Annotated in this window: 16 protein-coding genes and 2 tRNA genes; 2 read left to right on the top strand and 16 right to left on the bottom strand. The window is 32.1% G+C overall.

All coding sequences use genetic code 11. The features are described 5' to 3' along the window. Positions 1–8: 8 nt before the first annotated feature. The 10 genes from ACFQ32_RS09150 to ACFQ32_RS09195 form a co-directional block, all read right to left on the bottom strand. On the bottom strand, positions 9–905 hold the full coding sequence (locus tag ACFQ32_RS09150; RefSeq protein ID WP_046324370.1) for a hypothetical protein: 897 nt from the start codon (positions 903–905) through the stop codon (positions 9–11). 1 nt (position 906) lies between these two features. Then, entirely contained in the window at positions 907–1,524 is a 618-nt protein-coding gene (locus ACFQ32_RS09155; RefSeq protein WP_046324369.1) for an ATP-binding cassette domain-containing protein, read from the bottom strand. After that, entirely contained in the window at positions 1,517–2,281 is a 765-nt protein-coding gene (locus tag ACFQ32_RS09160) for a hypothetical protein (RefSeq protein ID WP_046324368.1), read from the bottom strand. The genes ACFQ32_RS09155 and ACFQ32_RS09160 overlap by 8 nt, the downstream gene beginning before the upstream one ends. After that, positions 2,262–3,263, bottom strand: a complete 1,002-nt coding sequence (locus tag ACFQ32_RS09165; RefSeq protein WP_052724622.1) for an ABC transporter substrate-binding protein — start codon at positions 3,261–3,263, stop codon at positions 2,262–2,264. Before ACFQ32_RS09165 ends, ACFQ32_RS09160 begins: the two co-directional genes overlap by 20 nt. Position 3,264: 1 nt before the next feature. Next, positions 3,265–4,437 (bottom strand): ATP-grasp domain-containing protein, encoded by a 1,173-nt coding sequence (locus ACFQ32_RS09170; RefSeq protein WP_046324367.1) that lies wholly within the window; start codon positions 4,435–4,437, stop codon positions 3,265–3,267. Beyond that, positions 4,434–5,648 (bottom strand): alanine--tRNA ligase-related protein, encoded by a 1,215-nt coding sequence (locus ACFQ32_RS09175; RefSeq protein WP_046324366.1) that lies wholly within the window; start codon positions 5,646–5,648, stop codon positions 4,434–4,436. Before ACFQ32_RS09175 ends, ACFQ32_RS09170 begins: the two co-directional genes overlap by 4 nt. Next, on the bottom strand, positions 5,629–7,725 hold the full coding sequence (locus ACFQ32_RS09180) for a PEP-utilizing enzyme (protein ID WP_046324365.1): 2,097 nt from the start codon (positions 7,723–7,725) through the stop codon (positions 5,629–5,631). Before ACFQ32_RS09180 ends, ACFQ32_RS09175 begins: the two co-directional genes overlap by 20 nt. A 15-nt stretch (positions 7,726–7,740) precedes the next feature. Beyond that, on the bottom strand, positions 7,741–8,946 hold the full coding sequence (locus tag ACFQ32_RS09185; protein ID WP_046324364.1) for an MFS transporter: 1,206 nt from the start codon (positions 8,944–8,946) through the stop codon (positions 7,741–7,743). Positions 8,947–10,119: 1,173 nt separating this feature from the next. Further along, positions 10,120–10,192: transfer RNA gene (locus ACFQ32_RS09190), tRNA-Thr, on the bottom strand. Positions 10,193–10,259: 67 nt separating this feature from the next. Continuing rightward, on the bottom strand, positions 10,260–11,018 hold the full coding sequence (locus ACFQ32_RS09195) for an NADPH-dependent oxidoreductase (RefSeq protein ID WP_046324363.1): 759 nt from the start codon (positions 11,016–11,018) through the stop codon (positions 10,260–10,262). A gap of 140 nt (positions 11,019–11,158) precedes the next feature. On the opposite strand from ACFQ32_RS09195, the gene galE reads away from it, so the two are divergent. Further along, positions 11,159–12,151, top strand: coding sequence for a UDP-glucose 4-epimerase GalE (galE, locus tag ACFQ32_RS09200; RefSeq protein ID WP_034980556.1), 993 nt, complete (start codon positions 11,159–11,161; stop codon positions 12,149–12,151). 37 nt (positions 12,152–12,188) lie between these two features. Here galE and ACFQ32_RS09205 read toward each other — a convergent pair whose 3' ends face one another. After that, the gene (locus tag ACFQ32_RS09205; protein WP_046324362.1) at positions 12,189–12,737 is read right to left on the bottom strand and encodes a GNAT family N-acetyltransferase; all 549 of its coding nucleotides are present in this window, start codon (positions 12,735–12,737) and stop codon (positions 12,189–12,191) included. Positions 12,738–12,923: 186 nt separating this feature from the next. Here ACFQ32_RS09205 and ACFQ32_RS09210 point away from each other — a divergent pair, with 186 nt between their 5' ends. After that, on the top strand, positions 12,924–14,294 hold the full coding sequence (locus tag ACFQ32_RS09210) for an amino acid permease (protein ID WP_046324361.1): 1,371 nt from the start codon (positions 12,924–12,926) through the stop codon (positions 14,292–14,294). Between the two features lie 117 nt (positions 14,295–14,411). Here the strand turns inward: ACFQ32_RS09210 and ACFQ32_RS09215 are convergent, their stop codons facing one another. The 5 genes from ACFQ32_RS09215 to ACFQ32_RS09235 all read right to left on the bottom strand — a co-directional run bounded on the left by ACFQ32_RS09215 (position 14,412) and on the right by ACFQ32_RS09235 (position 17,801). Then, the gene (locus ACFQ32_RS09215; RefSeq protein WP_046324360.1) at positions 14,412–14,774 is read right to left on the bottom strand and encodes a DUF956 family protein; all 363 of its coding nucleotides are present in this window, start codon (positions 14,772–14,774) and stop codon (positions 14,412–14,414) included. 6 nt (positions 14,775–14,780) lie between these two features. Next, positions 14,781–15,695, bottom strand: a complete 915-nt coding sequence (locus tag ACFQ32_RS09220; RefSeq protein ID WP_046324359.1) for a PTS system mannose/fructose/sorbose family transporter subunit IID — start codon at positions 15,693–15,695, stop codon at positions 14,781–14,783. 27 nt (positions 15,696–15,722) lie between these two features. Then, positions 15,723–16,532, bottom strand: a complete 810-nt coding sequence (locus ACFQ32_RS09225; protein ID WP_046324358.1) for a PTS mannose/fructose/sorbose transporter subunit IIC — start codon at positions 16,530–16,532, stop codon at positions 15,723–15,725. Positions 16,533–16,549: 17 nt separating this feature from the next. After that, entirely contained in the window at positions 16,550–17,560 is a 1,011-nt protein-coding gene (locus ACFQ32_RS09230; RefSeq protein WP_046324357.1) for a mannose/fructose/sorbose PTS transporter subunit IIA, read from the bottom strand. Between the two features lie 168 nt (positions 17,561–17,728). Further along, positions 17,729–17,801, bottom strand: a tRNA-Asn gene (locus tag ACFQ32_RS09235). Positions 17,802–17,805: the final 4 nt, after the last annotated feature.

Raw genomic sequence — 17,805 nt, forward strand, 5'->3', positions numbered from 1 at the left:
TTTTCTCCTTAAAAATTCGAAAGTACATAGTCTTGAAATCTTTTTCTTCGCTGTAAAGTCTCTTTATCAAATACACCTGAGCTTCTCTGAGGAATAGAAAAATCTACTTTTCCTTTCCATTGCATTGCTCCAGCTGCTCCAATAGAGGTCCCATACTTAGGTTGAATTAAAATAATTATCTTTTTTTGCTTATAAATGCTTACACCATAATTGCAGAAGCAATTGTAATACTTATTTGCTACATCAAGCATTGCAAAATGAATTTCTTGAAGAATAAAAACTAATTTTTCTAAATCAATTTCACAAAACTGCTTCCATTCTGTAATTACATTAATACCAACCCCTAAGCCATATTTTTTGCTTTTTTTGATTCCTATAGATCGTTTATTAAACAAATATTTGAAATAAACACACGCCTCCTCTAGTTTTTTATCAAATTCACTTAGATTAATCTCTTTAATTTTCAATTTATTCAGTTCATAGCTAGAAAAAGTGTTAATATGTAGGTGAAAAGCTGGTAGCGACATTGCTGATTTATTAGAAATATTTGATGAAATATTATAAATTAGTTTTGTGGTTTCAGGATATATTTTAAATTTCTTTTCTAACTTAAAATTCTCTATTTTTTTTTGAATATCAATCCCTGTCTGCAAAATAGTTTTAAATTCTTTTTTATTATTAATAATTTCATCAATCCCATCTAAGCTTGAAAAGGCTAACATAATATCAAATAAAGTATGGGGATGCAGCTTGTCTATTGCAATAATTCCTCTGTGTTTTTGATTTCCTAACTTAATTATTCCTAGTCGTCCACCAAGGAACATTTCATCTTTAATTTCATTTTCTTTATTTAGATCACAAAATTTTATCTCAGGTATATCATATTGACCGATTTTTATTTTCATATTAGAAAGTTATCCTCTTATTTTTAATTTTTATAACTTTATTTGTTAGCAATGCCAAATCGTTTTTATTATGACTAACAAATATAAGTGTAATTTTATTATTTTCTATCCATTTATTAAGAAAAGTAAACAGTTCTCTTCTCTTATTGTCATCTATTCCATTAAAAGCTTCATCTAATATTAAAAGATCTGGTAAACTTAGTAATGCGACACCTACTAAAACTACTTTTCTTTGTCCTCCCGAAAGAGTGCCATATTTCTGCTGGAATAAACTGTTTAAACCTAATTGATCAATTATGAAATTTCCTTGTATATCACTGATTTTAGATAAATGTTTAGCTCTTCTAATTATATAATTAACCCCAAGCCAATTTGGGAATTCATCAAATTGTGGAACAAAAAACGTTCTATTAAAATTGTTTTCTATTATTCCATCGAATTTTTTATCTAAACCAGCTAGCATATTTAAGAACGTCGTTTTGCCAATTCCAGAGTTTCCTACAATACCCATTCTGTCCCTATACTTAATACGAAATTGCTCGCATTCAAATAAAACTTCATTACCCACATATTTTTTTAAGTCGTTTATTATTATCTCTTTTTTCTTATATTTATACATTTTTTAATTTCTTTACTAAATATCCAATACTGTCTATGAAAGCTCTTCCTATTTCACCGCAACCTATTATTATTATCAAATAAACAATCATTTGGGGAAAGTCTAAAATTGAAAAGGATTGCCACAATCTGAATCCAACACCAGTTGTTCCTGACAGAACCTCAGCAGTTACAACAGTAGTCCAACTAGATGAAAAGCTATACGATATTGAAGTCGGGAGATAATGTAAAAAATAAGGTATCGAAACTACAAAATCGCTTATTATATTTCTTTTATAAAATAATGCAATATAATATTTATTCCAAGAAGATATTTTTCGGATAATTGATATATTATAATCAAACGTTCCAAGAAAGCTAGATATAGATATTATCAATAAAATACTCGATTCTGTATCAGGAGTAATTAAGATTACTAAAGGAATTAAAGCAATAATTGGAGCATGTGCAAAGATTCCTACGATTCCTTTTAATACCTTTCCAAAAGCCTTTAATTTAACTGCTAATAATGAAAAAAAAATGCTAAATATTTCGCCAACGCTACCACCAATTAAAATTCTTGTAAACGTACTTAAAAGATCTTTATACAAAGAATTATGAAAACTAAGTTCTTTAAATGCTTCAATTATTCTCATAAAATTTGGAAAATTATTCAAACAAAAAAAATTAAATAAATATTTCGCCATAAAATAAATAATTAAATAGCAAATTAAAACAGTAAGAATTAAATCAATAACTTTAAAATATAATTTTTTCATTTTTAAATTCTTCCCATGTATAATTTTGCTTAACAAGTTTTGTTCGATTTATAAACATAAAGTCTGACTTTATAGTATTGATATAGTCTTCGGGCTTTATACTTTTATATGATATTATCTTAAAAACCTTATTCACAATTTTTCTGTTAAATCCCGTTTCATATGCACTACATTTAATTGCATTGCTTTTTTTCTTATTAATAATTTTATGAGACCTCATTAATGCCTTTTTAACGGCATTTAAGACTCGATAATTTTGTAACGTACTCTTATTAGCTACAACTAAACTTATATAGTTTCTTTTAGTTTTTTTGCCATCAAAAATATCTTTATATTCTCTTGACGCTGTTAAAACCGTATATGGAGCCCAAACAGAAATTGCATCAACATTACCTTTGTCCAAAGATAATTTTGCAACATTTAAGTCCATATATTCTATTGGCTTTTTATGCTTAATTTTCGAAAAAGTAAATGCTTCTCTCAACAATCTATCTGCACTTGAACCAAACGATGTTGCTACTCTTTTATTTCCAAGCTGTTTTACTGAGTTTATTTTATCTTTTTTTCTTACAACTATACATTGACCAACCCCGTTTTTGCCAAAGCCATCTATCCCAATTAGCTTTGGATCATACGACTTTGTCTTTTGGCTTTTACTCAAAGCTATTATTGCTGGCATATCTCCCAAAAAAGCAATATCCAATTTACCTGATTTCATTAGATTAACTAATGGGGAACCACTTTGTGTACTTTTCCACTCAACTTTATAATTCTTAAACCCCTCCTTCTCTAATTCTTTTTCTACCAAATATTTTCTTTTCATAATAGTTGCACCCCAAGTTACAGATGTTGGTATCTGATAACCTATAGTGATAACTTTTTGCTCTTTCTTTAAGTAATCCCCTTGTTTCATACATACAAGACAAATAATTATTCCTATACAAATTATAGATTTAATGCATATTTTTTCTAAAACTTTCATACTATTTCTTTTCAATAGTCGTTACTAACTCTTTAACTCTTTTTCGGGCATTGTCTAACGAATCTTCTCTATTAGTTCCGGTAGCTAGTACTACAGCTACTCTTTCAAAAGAACTATGCAATTTAGGTAAAAAGGTGCCCGAAGAGATTAATATATCTTCATCCAGTATATTAGCAGTTTTAGAACATTTAAACTCTGCTTTCTTAAGATAACCGACTTTTTTGGGTAGAGCAAACCAAATCGAAACTGGTATATTTTTTTGAGGACAGAAATTAGGCAATTGCTTATCAATACTTTCATCTATAATTAAATCATCAACATTTACACCAGTTGCAAGACTAATTGCTTCAGAAATATTATCTCCTCCCATACGAATATGAGTTTCAATTAGAAATATTTTATCGTTTACCAATTTAAATTCGGTATGTGTAATTCCACTTTCAATTCCAAGTCTATTGAAAACAACTCTCAAAAATCCTTCTATTTTGTGCATTGTTTCAATATCAAGACTTTCTCTAACCGTATGCCCAATTTCCACAAAAGTTATCTTATCAATAAATTTTTTCGTAATTGACAAAATTTCAATATTATTTTTATGAACAAAAGCTTCTACACTATACTCTTGTCCATTTATAAATTCTTCAGCTAAGATAGGAAATTTCAAATTATCCAAATCACTTATTTTAAAATTTCGTGGTGAATATTTTAAAATATCCGTACTTCCCCAGGAATTAAGTGGCTTTAAAATCCAATCACAAGTTTTACTTAGGGAAAGAATATCATTCTTACAATGAAGTAATTTATATTCAATATTATCATATTCAGTTCCGCACATTTTTTCTCTCATCACAAACTTATTATTTACTGCCTTAACAGTAGAAAAAGAATGGTAAGGAAAATTTAATATCTTACATAACACTGCTGTAAATTCTTGCCCTTTTTCTGAATAATTATAAATTAGATCATAATTATTTTTATCCAAAAAGCTGCTTATATTTTCTATAAAATTTCGATTTAAGTAATCTTTTTCATTTATTCCTATTATTAAATTATATAAATTGCTATCATCTGACTTTATTTTGTGTTTTTCTTTAATTATATCAATGATATACCCCCTTTCCTTTAGTTTAATATGATAGCTTCTAAAGCCACCTATAACTAATGCTCTTTTCATAATCTTTTCCTCCCTGCTAAATATAATGTCTTTCTAGGATCTACATTATTTTTATCATTACTAAATTTATATAATTCATTTCTCAACCAGAATTTATTATTTTTATCAAATATATTCATAGGTAAAGCAATACCATTATCACTCGCCCATTTCTTCGTTGTTGCTATTGATAAGCCATTCTCTTCATGTAATTTCAATAAATTATCTGATGTTATTTTCCCTTTACCATTGATTTTATTTAACTTATTTAGAGCTCTTATCTGATTAGTATTATATTTATTAATTTCTCTAATTAAATCTTTAAATAATATTTCTCGAGTTACTTGACTAACTGAATAGCCAAGTAACTCAAGATCTTTAGAAGAAAAAGAAATTATGCTATTAATTTTTATTGTAGAAATATTCAATATATCTAATTCAGATAGCATCACTCTAAGCATTTTTTTTAAAATATAGCCTGCACTATTATTTTCTATTCTTAATCCATCTTCATATAAAATGAGAAATGCTCTAATATTAATAGCCAGAATTCTAGATTCTTTAATGGAAAAACTCTTTTTTAAATATTTAATCGCATTCTCAAAATATCTATCTTCAAACCAATCGTTTTTTCCAGCTTCCATAAAACTTAATCGTTCTAAAAAAAGGGCGCTGTCAATAAATTCATTACTATTCTTTTTAATGATTCCTATTGTTCCTATTGGCATGAGTCCATTGTTATACGGATAAAACAGCTTTACATATGTTCCTTTATTATTATCATTTAAATATAGAGGTAAATCTTTTTCCCAATTAATAATATTATTATCACTTATCCCTATAGATACTATCTCACTCATAATCTCACTACTTTTAGGAGCTAAAAATATTATTCTATCTTTAGCTAATTTGATCTTATCAATTAAAAAGCTCAAAATATCTGATAGACTAGATGAAAAGCCACCATGTTCTTGACAAATAATAGAGAGCATAACTTCGAAAGGAGTCGCTAAAGGATACTTCCCAATATCAGAAAATCTCTTGCTAGTAAATATTCTCTGCTCAGTCACATATTTAAAGCAATTATTATCATCTAATAAATCCATATGTCCCATAATTGAAGAGCCAACAAAAAGTGTATTTGATTTACTTTCATTTAATTTTACTTCTGGTAAATAATCATACCCTTTCGTACTCATATACTTGTTAAAATCATTCTTTTTTAATGTCATAAAATACCTCCTTGCTAGTAATTGGCCTAACTTGAAAAATTTTGAAATTTCCAAATTTATCTATAGTCCATTCGACATCAATATCAAAAGAAAACTCAGATTGAATTTTTTTAAGTTGTAAAAATAGTTCTTTTTTCCAATCTTTGTCTATATTTTTCATTTCATTATCAATATACCCACTAAATCTTTCATTCACTTTTCCTTTGACAACATCTTGAGGTCCATTTTCAGAAACTTCTGTGATAAATTTATTAGTATTTTTTTCTAAAAAAGAAACACCTCCTATTGAGCTAGCTATATACGGCTGGATAAAAATTTGAAGATGATTTGCCTTTTCCATTTTTCTTAAAGTTTTGGTAAATGAATTAAAATTATTACTACATTTTATTGATTCATATTTTCCAGCCATCGAAAACTTCAAACCATCCTCTTCAGAAGAGGAACTTCTAATAATCAAAAATTTTGTTTTCCACATATTAACAGTAGATTTATATAATATTTCATTCAGTTCTAATAAATTATATTTTTTTGGATCAAACGAAATTGCAATTCCATCTAAAACAGGGTAGCCTTTTCTTTTTAGTAAAGATAATCTAGCTACCTTTGAACCAAATATTTTAGCGTCTATTTTAGTTCCTATCAAAGCAACATTAATATCTCTCAAATTTGCAACTAATCCTATTGTGCCATTAAGAATCAAATTGTCTTTATTTTGTATTTTTCTTATCAAGTTTTTAATGCCAACTAAACAGGGCTTTTTTAATTCTCTTGCAACTATTGACGCGTGACTTAGAATTCCCCCTTCTTCAGTAATAGAACCTGCACACTCATAAAATGAATCTACCAAATTAAAATCAGTTCCAGGTGCAACTAATATTTCTCCCTTTTTTAACTGGTTACTATCCGTTGAATCATTAACTAAGTGTGCTTTACCAATAACTAAACCTCTGCTAACAGGTACGCCTCTCATTAATTTTAAAGTTCTACTGTTTGAGGTTTTGCTGGCAAAATTAGTAATCAATAATTTAGTATTACTATTTGCTTCTGTTTTAATATTTTCCTTACGACTTAATACGACACCTTTTGATCGCTCTTTTATAGTATTTTTTGAAACTCTATAATCTTCATAAACTGCTTTATACAATTCCATTAACATATAGAATTTTCCCTCTTGTGGCAAAATTTTTAGTTTTGATAATAAAGTATTGAATACTCTGTTTTTTTCTGTTGATACTTGTCCCATTAAAAATTTATTTTTATCCCTTAATTCAAAAATTTTGGAACTGTAATTTCTCAAACATATTGCTAAATCCATATTTTTAAATGCAATTTTATCTTTTCTTCTCCCATAAGAAGGTAAAAAACTTTCCTTATTAGTATCTTTCACAAATTGCTTTTCTTTTTCATTATTACTATTTTTTTCCTTAAAATTACCATATGCTGTTTCTAAGCCACCATATTGATTTGTATAAATTTGTTCGGCTTCTTTATTAGTAATCAACCCTTTTCTTTTCTTTTCAGAGAGAGAAACTTTCAATTCAATTGCATCTGTTAAAATAGAGTGTGAGTCTCCCAACAGCCAATTAAATGCATCAGTACCAAAGTTTTGTTCACTTTGAAGAAATTTTTTAATGGCATAATGTAGACCTTCTTCAATTTGAACCAAATTTATACCATAAATTTCATTTAAAGCACAAAAATGTAATTTAATTAATGTATGACATAATATTTTAGGACTATCAGAGTTCAAGTCCCGTTGAGCTATCGATTTTAGAAGTTTTTTTAGTTCTGTTTTGGGAAATTCTATGTAATGATTCAATCCGATTAAAAAAGATCTATCTTTTTCAAGAAATTTATTACCTACATATTCCTGGAGAAAGTTCCACTCTTTTTCCGGTGCATAAGCTTGAAAAATTCCATCTCTGTAAATTGAAATAATATTTCTAAACCGTACTGGATTAATTTCTAAATCAACTTGACTGTACAGATCTTGTAAAAATTCCACATCTATCATTTTGTCCACATTTCTGTGATTAATAATTTTATAATTATCATTTACTGTATTTGAAAATAACATTATTTATCCTTTCACTTAATCTAAATGATGTGAGTTAAAAAATATAAGACCAAACTTCATCAGCACAAAAACAATAAACTCTCCAAAACCGATTATAATAAAAGCCGACCAATCTAAAATATTTAAAATTGAAAAAGTATATGTACCTATTGGTGCAAAAAGTGTGGATATTGTAAAAACAGCACCAAAAACCCTACCCATAAATTCATCAGGTATTTCAGATTGAATACCTGAAATCATTTGAATATTAAAAAATGTAAGGCAAAGCATAGCTAATGAAATCAGTAGTAAAATTAATATATTACTAAATTTGAAAATAGATACAAGTAAAGTTGCTAACGACATACCTAATAGGAAATTACTATATCTTTCAGGTGTCAGACTTTTTTTAGATATACCATTCAATAAAGCACCCAAGATATTACCTACTGAAGAGGCAACCAATACATAAGCGTATAAATTTTTGCTGTTACTTATTTTATTAATAAAAGGCAATGTAAAGTTATAACCTGCCAAGAAAAAATTTATTAAGCTACTGGAAATTATGATAATCAGTAACTTTTTATTGTTCCATATATATTGGCTTCCTTCTATAAAAGAACCTATTAAGTTATCTCGTTTTTTTAAATCAATAGCTCTATCATTTACTATAAGTGTTAATCTACATTCAATTAAAGCTGACACAAAAAAACTAAGCGAATTTATAAGCATTCCAATTTTAAAGCCAAATCCATTAATAATTATCATTCCTAGTATAGGAGACAAGACATTTATTACTTCAGAAACTGATTTAGAATACGAATTATATTTATAAATGTTTTTTTTGGATAATAGATCTTTAATAATTGCTTTATATGCAGGACTGTTAAAAGAATAAAGAATTGCAAGAATTATGTTTACAACTATTAAATTCCAAGCTTTTTTAGATGAATAGTTTAAGTAGACTATCAATGTTACAATTCCTGAAAGGATATCTGTATAAATTAATAATTTCTTTCTGTTTTTTTTATCTGCAAAAACGCCACCCACTAAATTGAATAGCAGACCAGCTATTGCTTCCCCCCCTTGATACAATCCCATATAAAGATTTGTGTTATTACTTAATCCTGAAATTACAAGTTGATTAGCGTAATCAAAAATTTGTGTACCAAAACTATTTGTTTGTCCACTTATCAATAAGTTTATTATGTTTGCTTTTTCTATATTTGTTTTCTTTTTCATCTATTTCTCCTTAGTAAATACTTAACAGAGTATAAATTAAATTAATTAAAAAGTAAATGATAACTTTCATATTTTTATAAAATATAATTTACCATTTTTATAATTATTTGTAATGAAATTATTAACAACTGATAACACATACGAAGCTCAATTGCTAATATTTCAGAAAACAAATTTTATAAAGCTTAATTTAAATACTGGTAACATCTAAAACTATTTTCAAAAAAATAAAGATATATCTTAGATTTGAATGAAACATTTTGGTGACATATACCTATTCTATGAGTACGGAATACTTGCCTGCTTTTATAATCATAAAAAGTACAAATATGTTAGCAACTACTGTGCTATTGTTTAAAAAATTTCACAAATAAATTGATAAAAATCAAGACAGTATAAAAACTATCACATTGAATAGTGATCTAGAATTCACTGATATGGTCAAAATACAAAATTTATTTTATACACTCATATTACTCATAGGAACTAAGAGATAGCTAAAACTATAATTTTATTTTATATCAAACTAATTCATTTATTATGATGCTCTCTCTTTTTATTTTGTTTATACATTAAGAATCTTTAGAGAGATTCCGTAAATCTCTTCCAACTATTTATCTTAGAACTTAATTCAGCCTCATTAGCAACTTGTTGCATAACTAACTTAATATTGTTGAACACGATGCTCATCAAAATCTATTAAATAAACATAACATGGGTATAACTCTATAACTTAGTCAAAAAATAAGGCTAGTGGAATCCATAATAAATAAAAAATATTTGGAAAGCAGCGATCCTTATTCTTAGCGATTTAATAATTTTTTACTTAGTTATTACTACAACAACTTTAATTGCTGCTAATTTTGTGAGAAACATAAAATTGCGATCGAGCTAAAACAGATAAATTATTAAAGAAAAAGTAATATATCTCCTTAGTCACACTCAGTCACACAAAAAAGCAAGCAATTAAGCCTGCTACATCAAGAGTTATGTTCATTCCTGAAAAATTAATAACGACAAATTTTCAACTTATTTCACATTGTGTGACTAGCAGTGTGACTGACCACAACATTTCACATTAATTTACAACTATTTAAAACACTTCATAACAAGCAAAAGCCCGTCATATCAAGATTGATACAACGGGCTTTAATGCTATATTTGCCTTTGTTATGCTGATTGCCAGAATCGAACTGGCGACCTTTTCTTTACGAGGGAAACGCTCTACCAACTGAGCTAAATCAGCAACTTTCACAACGTTTAAATTATACCAAAACAAAAAAAGTCGTGCAATCGAATGCGCGACTTTTATTTTATTTCCAATCTAGGCAAAGCTCTTGCTTGTGCAACAATTCTGGCAACTCGTCACGATCAATTCTCTTATCGTTTAACTTGTCACCAGTTATTTGCTTGGTAAAAGAATCAATACGTCTATTAGCATCCCGCAAGTCATAGTAAGTGGTAACGACTTGGTCATAGTCTTTCAAGTCTACCACTTTAAAATCACGCGGATACTCATTTTCAAAAGTTGTAAATGCTAGTGGCAAGCGCGGTTTCAATTGCGGCTCTTGATCAGGAATACCCACTTGCATCCCTAACGCTGGAAATGTCAGCTTAGGCAAGTCTAATACGTCTAGCATTTTTAACGGATGATCATTAATGGTGCCAAGAGGCACATAGCCTAGATCCATACTTTCAACAGCATTAGCCACATTTTGCCAAGCAAGTAATGTGTCATCCATCCCCTGAAAGAAAATGTCAGTGGTATGAACACGTCCGTCATCTTTACCTAATTGGCGGCGAATTTGTTGGTTGCGGTATAAATCAACTACAAAGATAAACAAATCTCCTTCAGCACCAACATATTTTTGTCCGCACAATTCCCTGATTTTTGCCCTTTTACTTTCATCAGTAATATGAAGCATTGTCGCATTTTGCATAAACATGCTGGTCGCTGTATGTTGAAAAACGGTGTACAAAGTATTTAATTGTTCTGCACTTAGTGTTTGATCTTTAAATTTTCTGATAGAGCGATGATTAATTTGCTGGTTAATTGTGGAATTATGAATCATTTTGATACTTCTTTCTAACTATCTTACTAAAAGTAACTGTATTGCAAAATGATTTTACTGTCAATAATTGTCTTTTAAATTAACAGACTGTGCTAAAATTTAGACAGAAGATCATTACCATATAATAATTGGAGGAATTTATGCGCGTTTTAGTTATCGGCGGTGCCGGGTATATTGGCTCGGTAGCTGTTAAAAAATTAATTGAACAAAATAATGATGTTGTTGTCCTAGACGCTTTGTACACTGGACACAGAAAAGCAGTCAACCCTAAAGCCAAGTTTTACCATGGAGATATTGAAAACAAGTTTTTAGTTAGCCAAATATTGCGTCAAGAAAAAATTGAGGCAGTTATGCACTTTGCTGCATATTCTTTAGTGCCTGAATCTGTACAAAACCCACTAAAATACTATGATAATAACGTTTCAGGTATGATCGCACTCCTAGAAGCCATGAAAGATGCCGGTGTCAATTACCTCGTCTTTTCTTCAAGTGCCGCAACTTACGGCATCCCTAAGAAATTGCCAATTACTGAAGATTCACCTCTTAATCCGATTAGCCCTTATGGTGAAACCAAAGTAATGATGGAAAAAATCATGCATTGGGCAGATAAAGCTGATGGTATCAAATCAATTGCACTGCGCTATTTCAACGTTGCTGGTGCTGCAAGTGATGGGTCAATTGGAGAAGATCACTCTCCGGAAACGCATTTAATTCCTAATATTTTAAAAAGTGCTGTCAGTGGCGATGGTAAATTTACTATTTTTGGTAATGACTACGACACTAAAGATGGCACTAATGTCAGAGATTACGTTCAAATCGAAGATCTCATCGACGCACACTTGCTGTCTTTAGAGTACTTAATTAAAACCAATAAATCCGATGTGTTCAACCTAGGAACTGCTCATGGTTATTCCAACTTAGAGATCTTACAAGCGGCTCGTAAAGTTACCAATATTGAAATTCCATATACTATGGGACCACGACGTGCAGGTGACCCTGACAGTTTAGTTGCCGATTCAACCAAAGCCAGAACTATTTTAGGCTGGGAGCCACAACACGAGAGCGCTGAAGATGTAATGGCAAGTGCATGGAAATGGCACCAAACTCATCCTCAAGGATACGAAGACAAATAACAAAATTGCTGGTAAATTTTACCAGCAATTTTTTTGATTAGTTTTTAGAATTAAATGTGATATATAACTCCATATCACAGAACTTACCGTGATACTTAACTTCATCTTTAAGCCTAGCCACATATTCAAAGTGCAGCCTCTCTGCAATGGCTCTACTAGGTTTATTATTATGATCTGCCAGTAATTTAATACTGTGTAATCCAAACTGGTTGAATGACACGTCTACTAACTTTTTAACGGCCTGAGTCATGATTCCGTTACCCTGATATTTTTGCCCCAGCCAATAGCCAATTTCGCCGCTTTCATTTTTTAACTTAATATTGTGCAGGTCAACCATTCCCGCTGGTTTGCCATTGACAAGAACAACTAGTACCAGTTTCTTATAATTAGCGGTGTCAACTCGCATTGCCTTAATAAAATCAACTTCATCTTTGACACTCGCAATCTTACCTGCCCAAGGTAAAAAATGTGCCAGCTGATCACGGTCATGGACAATAATTTCGTATAAAGCTTCCGCATGACTGACTTCCGGTAATACCAAACTAATATCCAAGTTATTAACAGTAAATTGGCCAATGGTAAACATTAAATCTTCCTCCTTAATTTATTTTTAATAAAATATATGATACTACAATTTGTCTTTAAATAAAGCCCTTTTTAACATAACAAAATTTACAATTTAGCGAAATTTTGGTTTTGTTAAAAACATACGCTTATGTATAATGCTATAATTTAATAATGTAACTAATTTTTAAGTATTTGGAGTGATTTAATGAGCGAAGAAGAGGAAAATAACGGTTCTGGTTACGAACGAACCTTGACTAACGCGCATATTCAATTGATTGCCCTGGGTGGGACAATTGGTACTGGTTTATTTCTAGGCGTAGGTAATAGCATTAGACGAGCCGGTCCCAGTGTCATTCTGATTTATGTCGTCGTTGGTGTTTTCTTATTTCTACTAATGCGAGCTTTGGGTGAGCTAATTGTTTCAGACTTATCCAAGCATACCTATATTGATTTTATTGAAAAGTACTTAGGTAAAAATACTGGCTTTATCTCAGGTTATCTTTACTGGATTAGTTGGGTTACGTTAGGCATGGCAGAAATGACAGCCCTAGGTATATATTTCCAGTACTGGTTTCCCCATTTGCCCACCTGGGTGCCTGGCTTGATCACAATCGCAATTTTACTATTTATTAATTTGCTTTCTGCCCGACTTTTCGGTAATTTGGAGTTTAGTTTTGCTATTATTAAAATTGTGACTGTTATTGCTTTTGTGATTTTAGTAGCCTATTTGTTAATAACTGGTGGCAAAACCACTTTTGGTCCCGTTACTCTAGCTAACTTGTCTGCGCATGGTGGCTTCTTTGCTAAAGGGAGTACCGGCTTTTTCTCTGGCTTTCAAATGGTTATCTTTAGCTTTGTTGGCGTTGAACTAGTCGGATTGACTGCTGCCGAAGCCCAAAATCCTAAGGTAACGATTAAAAAGGCTATTAACGAAGTACCAATGCGGATAATATTATTTTATGTTCTCGCTATTATCGCCATTTTGGTCGTTATTCCCTGGGATAAGGTGGCTACTAACTCTAGCCCATTTGTGCAGACTTTAGCAGCAACTGGTATTCGCAATGCTGGTTCAATTATCAACTTTGTTGTCATTTCAGCAGCTGTTTCTTCAACTAATAGTATTTTGTATAGTGCAGGCCGATTATTATTTTCTGTTACTTTTAACGGTAAGGGTAAATTTAACCAGACATTTGGTCATTTAAGAAGACAATTACCACAAAATGCTTTAACTCTATCAGCCTGCCTAATGGCCTTAGCACCTTTTGTTATCATTGTCATCGGCAATGAGGCCTTTAATTTTATTTCCTCTACCTCTACCAGTATGTTTTTAATTATTTGGTGTCTGATGCTTTTAACTCATATTGCCTACCGGAAAAAGACACCTGAACAAGAACTTACCGATTTCAAAATGCCAGGGTTTCCTTTTTTAGATTACATGACTTTAATCTTTTTTATTTTGATGATTGTTTTACTATTAATTTTACCTGCAAACAGGATTTCTATGATTTCAGCTCTGTTAATCTTTACAGTTTTGTCAACCGTATCTAAAGTTTGGCACAAAGAAAAGAAGGCATAGCAATGCCAGCTTTGAAGCAGAAAATTCTGCGGAATTAGGTGTTGTGGGAGACATAAGTATTAAAACCAATAATTAACTAAAAAATTCCTAGACAATTGATTTTGTCTAGGAACTTTTTTAATTATGTCTTATTCTTCTTTTGATTTTTTGCCATAATCCCAGCGCTTGTCGCATATGTTCAGCGGAAACATATTGACGAATAGCACGTAAAGTTTTCTTATTGTCTCGCGTAGTAAAAATAAACTTACCACTTGCACGAGTGCGAATTTCAAAACGAGGTATATAGCGTCCATGAAAATAAACATCCGCTACCACGTAGGTAACCTCTTGCCACGGAATTTGGACATAATCAGAGATATTGCGCTCATTATAGAATTCAAACGCCTTATCTCCAACCATTACTTTACCGTATGTTGATAACGCACGAAACCAAGTTGCATTTGCCGTTAAATCAACTTTAGTATTTTTTGATTCAACCATTTTAAATTAAAGCACATGCAGAACGTGCAAAACAACACCGACAATAAAGATGGCAATAATGATCAAAATTGGTGAAACTTTCTTCTTTAATAGCCACATACAAAGGAAAGTGAGCAGCAGTCCGGCTAAACCAGGGATTAAACTATCCAAGTTGTTTTGCAAAGTAGTCACTTTAAACTTGGTTAGTGATAAGCCGTTGGCTTGATCTATTAAAGCTTGCTGAATTCCTTTGGCACCAGCAGGAAGTGATCCCCAGTCAATATAGCCACCCTTTTGAACTGGTGTCTTTGAAACAATCGGAGTGAACTTAATGTTAACCCAGCGTTCAATTAAGGAGCCTAAAACAAACATACCCATCATGGAGGCGCCACGAGTTACTTTTTGCAATAGACCACCAGACATATCATTGGTAATTGCCGAACCGGCCTTGTAACCAAATTCCTGTGTATACCACATAAAGGCCAATCTAATTACATTCCAAATAACGAAGAACAAAATCGGTCCTAAAACGTTACCCTGAATAGCCATTGACGCACCTAAGGCACCAACAATTGGTCTTACCGTGTACCAGAATACAGGGTCACCAACGCCAGCCAAAGGTCCCATCATTCCGACCTTAACACCTTGAATAGCTTCATCTTCAACTTTAGCACCATTAGCCTTGTCTTCCTCTAAGGCTAAAGTAACACCTAAAATTGGTGATACCAGATAAGGGTGAACGTTAAAGAATACCAGGTGTCTTTGTAAAGCAGCTGCCATATCATCCTTTTTAGGATAAAGTTTCCTTAAAGCGGGAATAAGTGAATAGGCATAACCACCGTTCTGCATTCTTTCATAGTTCCATGAAGCTTGCAAAAATTGTGAGTGCCACATAACTTTGAAGCGGTCGGCTTTAGTTAATTTTATTTTTTTATCAGCCATTATAAAATCCTCCTCTTAAATATCACTCTAATAGTCATCTATGATATCGCCGAGTGGATCGCCGGTACCGTCATTATCAGAATTTGAGCTACCGCCATTGCCACCTTTTGACTCTAAAGATAAGTACATCAGTGCTAAAGCTAAGCCAATTGCACCTAAAGCAATCAAAGTTAAATCTTTTATTGCTGCCAGAGCAAATCCGATGGCAAAGAAAGGCCAAACTTCGCGACTGGCCATCATGTTGATAACCATTGCATAACCAACAGCTACGACCATGGCACCACCGATTGACATACCATCGCTCAGCCATGCTGGCATTAAGCCCAGCCAGTATCTAACTTGTGAAGCAGGAATAGCTAACAGCAATGCAGCCGGAATAGCGATTCTCAACCCTTGTAGACAAACATCAAGCCATTGCCACATATTAATTTTACGCCAATCGCCCTTTTTAGCATCAGCATCCATAATGTGGACAATACCAGTAGAAATAGTCCGTACGATCATGGTTAAAAAGAGTCCGGCAACGGCCAAAGGCATGGCAATACCAGTAGCCATACCAATACCTTTTGTTCCTTGACCACTTTGAACCAAAATAATAGCGGAAGCTACTGAAGCCAAGGCGGCATCAGGAGCAACAGCAGCACCAATGTTAGCCCAGCCTAGGGCAATCATTTGTAAATATCCACCTAGGATAACACCTAAAACCAGATTGCCAGTTACGAGACCAATTAATGTACAAGCAACTAATGGTTGGTGAAATTCCCATTGGTCTAAGATGCCTTCCATACCTGCAAGAAAGGCAACTATGACAACTAAAATCATTTGAATAGCGTTCATTTTTTACTCCTATTCTCTTACTTGTTTTGTTCGTCAAGCAAACTTTGAGCTTTATTTAAAATAGCTTCCATATTGCCTTCTTTATCTGTTGGAACTTTACGCACATCGTACTTGACTCCCAGTTTTTCAAGTTCGTGGAAAGTATCAACATCTTCTTGATTCATAGACAATACATTATTTGCATTGACATCTCCGACTTTGTAAGACATTGAACCGACATTAACAGTCTTAATGTCAACACCTGCTTTGATTACTTTTAAAACATCTTCAGGGTTTTCAAAAAGCAATAAGGCATGTGTATTACCAAAACGGGGATCTTTAGCAATCTCTACCATTTTCTTCAACGGAACAGTATGTGCTTTGACCCCTGCAGGAGCGGCTTCACGAATCATGCTTTTACGCATTTCGTCTTTAGCTACACTATCGGAAACTACAATTACACGATCTGGGTGCATAGTCGGTATCCAGCCCGTTGCTACCTGACCATGCAAAAGACGTGAATCAATTCGCGCTAAGACAAACTTAATGTGACCATCACCAACAACTGTACCTTCAGGAATAGTTTTCTTATTAGCTGAATTAGCAGGTTGGGACTGTTTTTGAGCTGCTGCAGATTCCTGTGGCATTAAGTCCGCTGGCTTGGTTTTAATACCATCCTTTGCCGGCTCAACAATAGCAGTCGCAATCAGATGAGCAGTAGCATCAGGATTAGTCATCCTCTGCGTCAATGCTTCAACAACCATTGGTAAGTTCATACCAGTAACAATAGCCCAATTAGGATGCTTTTCAAGCAGTGCATTGGCTTGATTAAATGGCGTACCTCCCCACAAATCAACTATCAGCAAAACTTCATCTTGATTTTCAAATGAAGCAATTGCCGTTTCCATTTTGCCTCTAATATCATCTGGACCTTCATCAGGTTTCAAAATGACATGAGCAAAATTATCTTGTTCGCCAAACAGCATCTGCGCAGATTCCGCAATACCGTCAGCAAAACCACCATGGCTGGCTAAAATAATTCCTACCATGAGATTTCCTCCTTTAGATAAAACATATCCAATATTATTTTATCGTTAAAAAGGTTTGATGTCACATTCTTTAAAAATTAGCTCACGTATTTCTAATATAATAGCCATAGTCACTTAAACGTCATCAGGCACAAAAAAAGAGGACCTTTTGATCCTCTTCTCTCTTTGCTCCGGCTGTCAGACTCGAACTGACGACATCTTGATTAACAGTCAAGCGCTCTACCAACTGAGCTAAGCCGGAATAC

Source organism: Lactobacillus melliventris (assembly GCF_042679465.1).
Lineage (GTDB): Bacteria > Bacillota > Bacilli > Lactobacillales > Lactobacillaceae > Lactobacillus > Lactobacillus melliventris.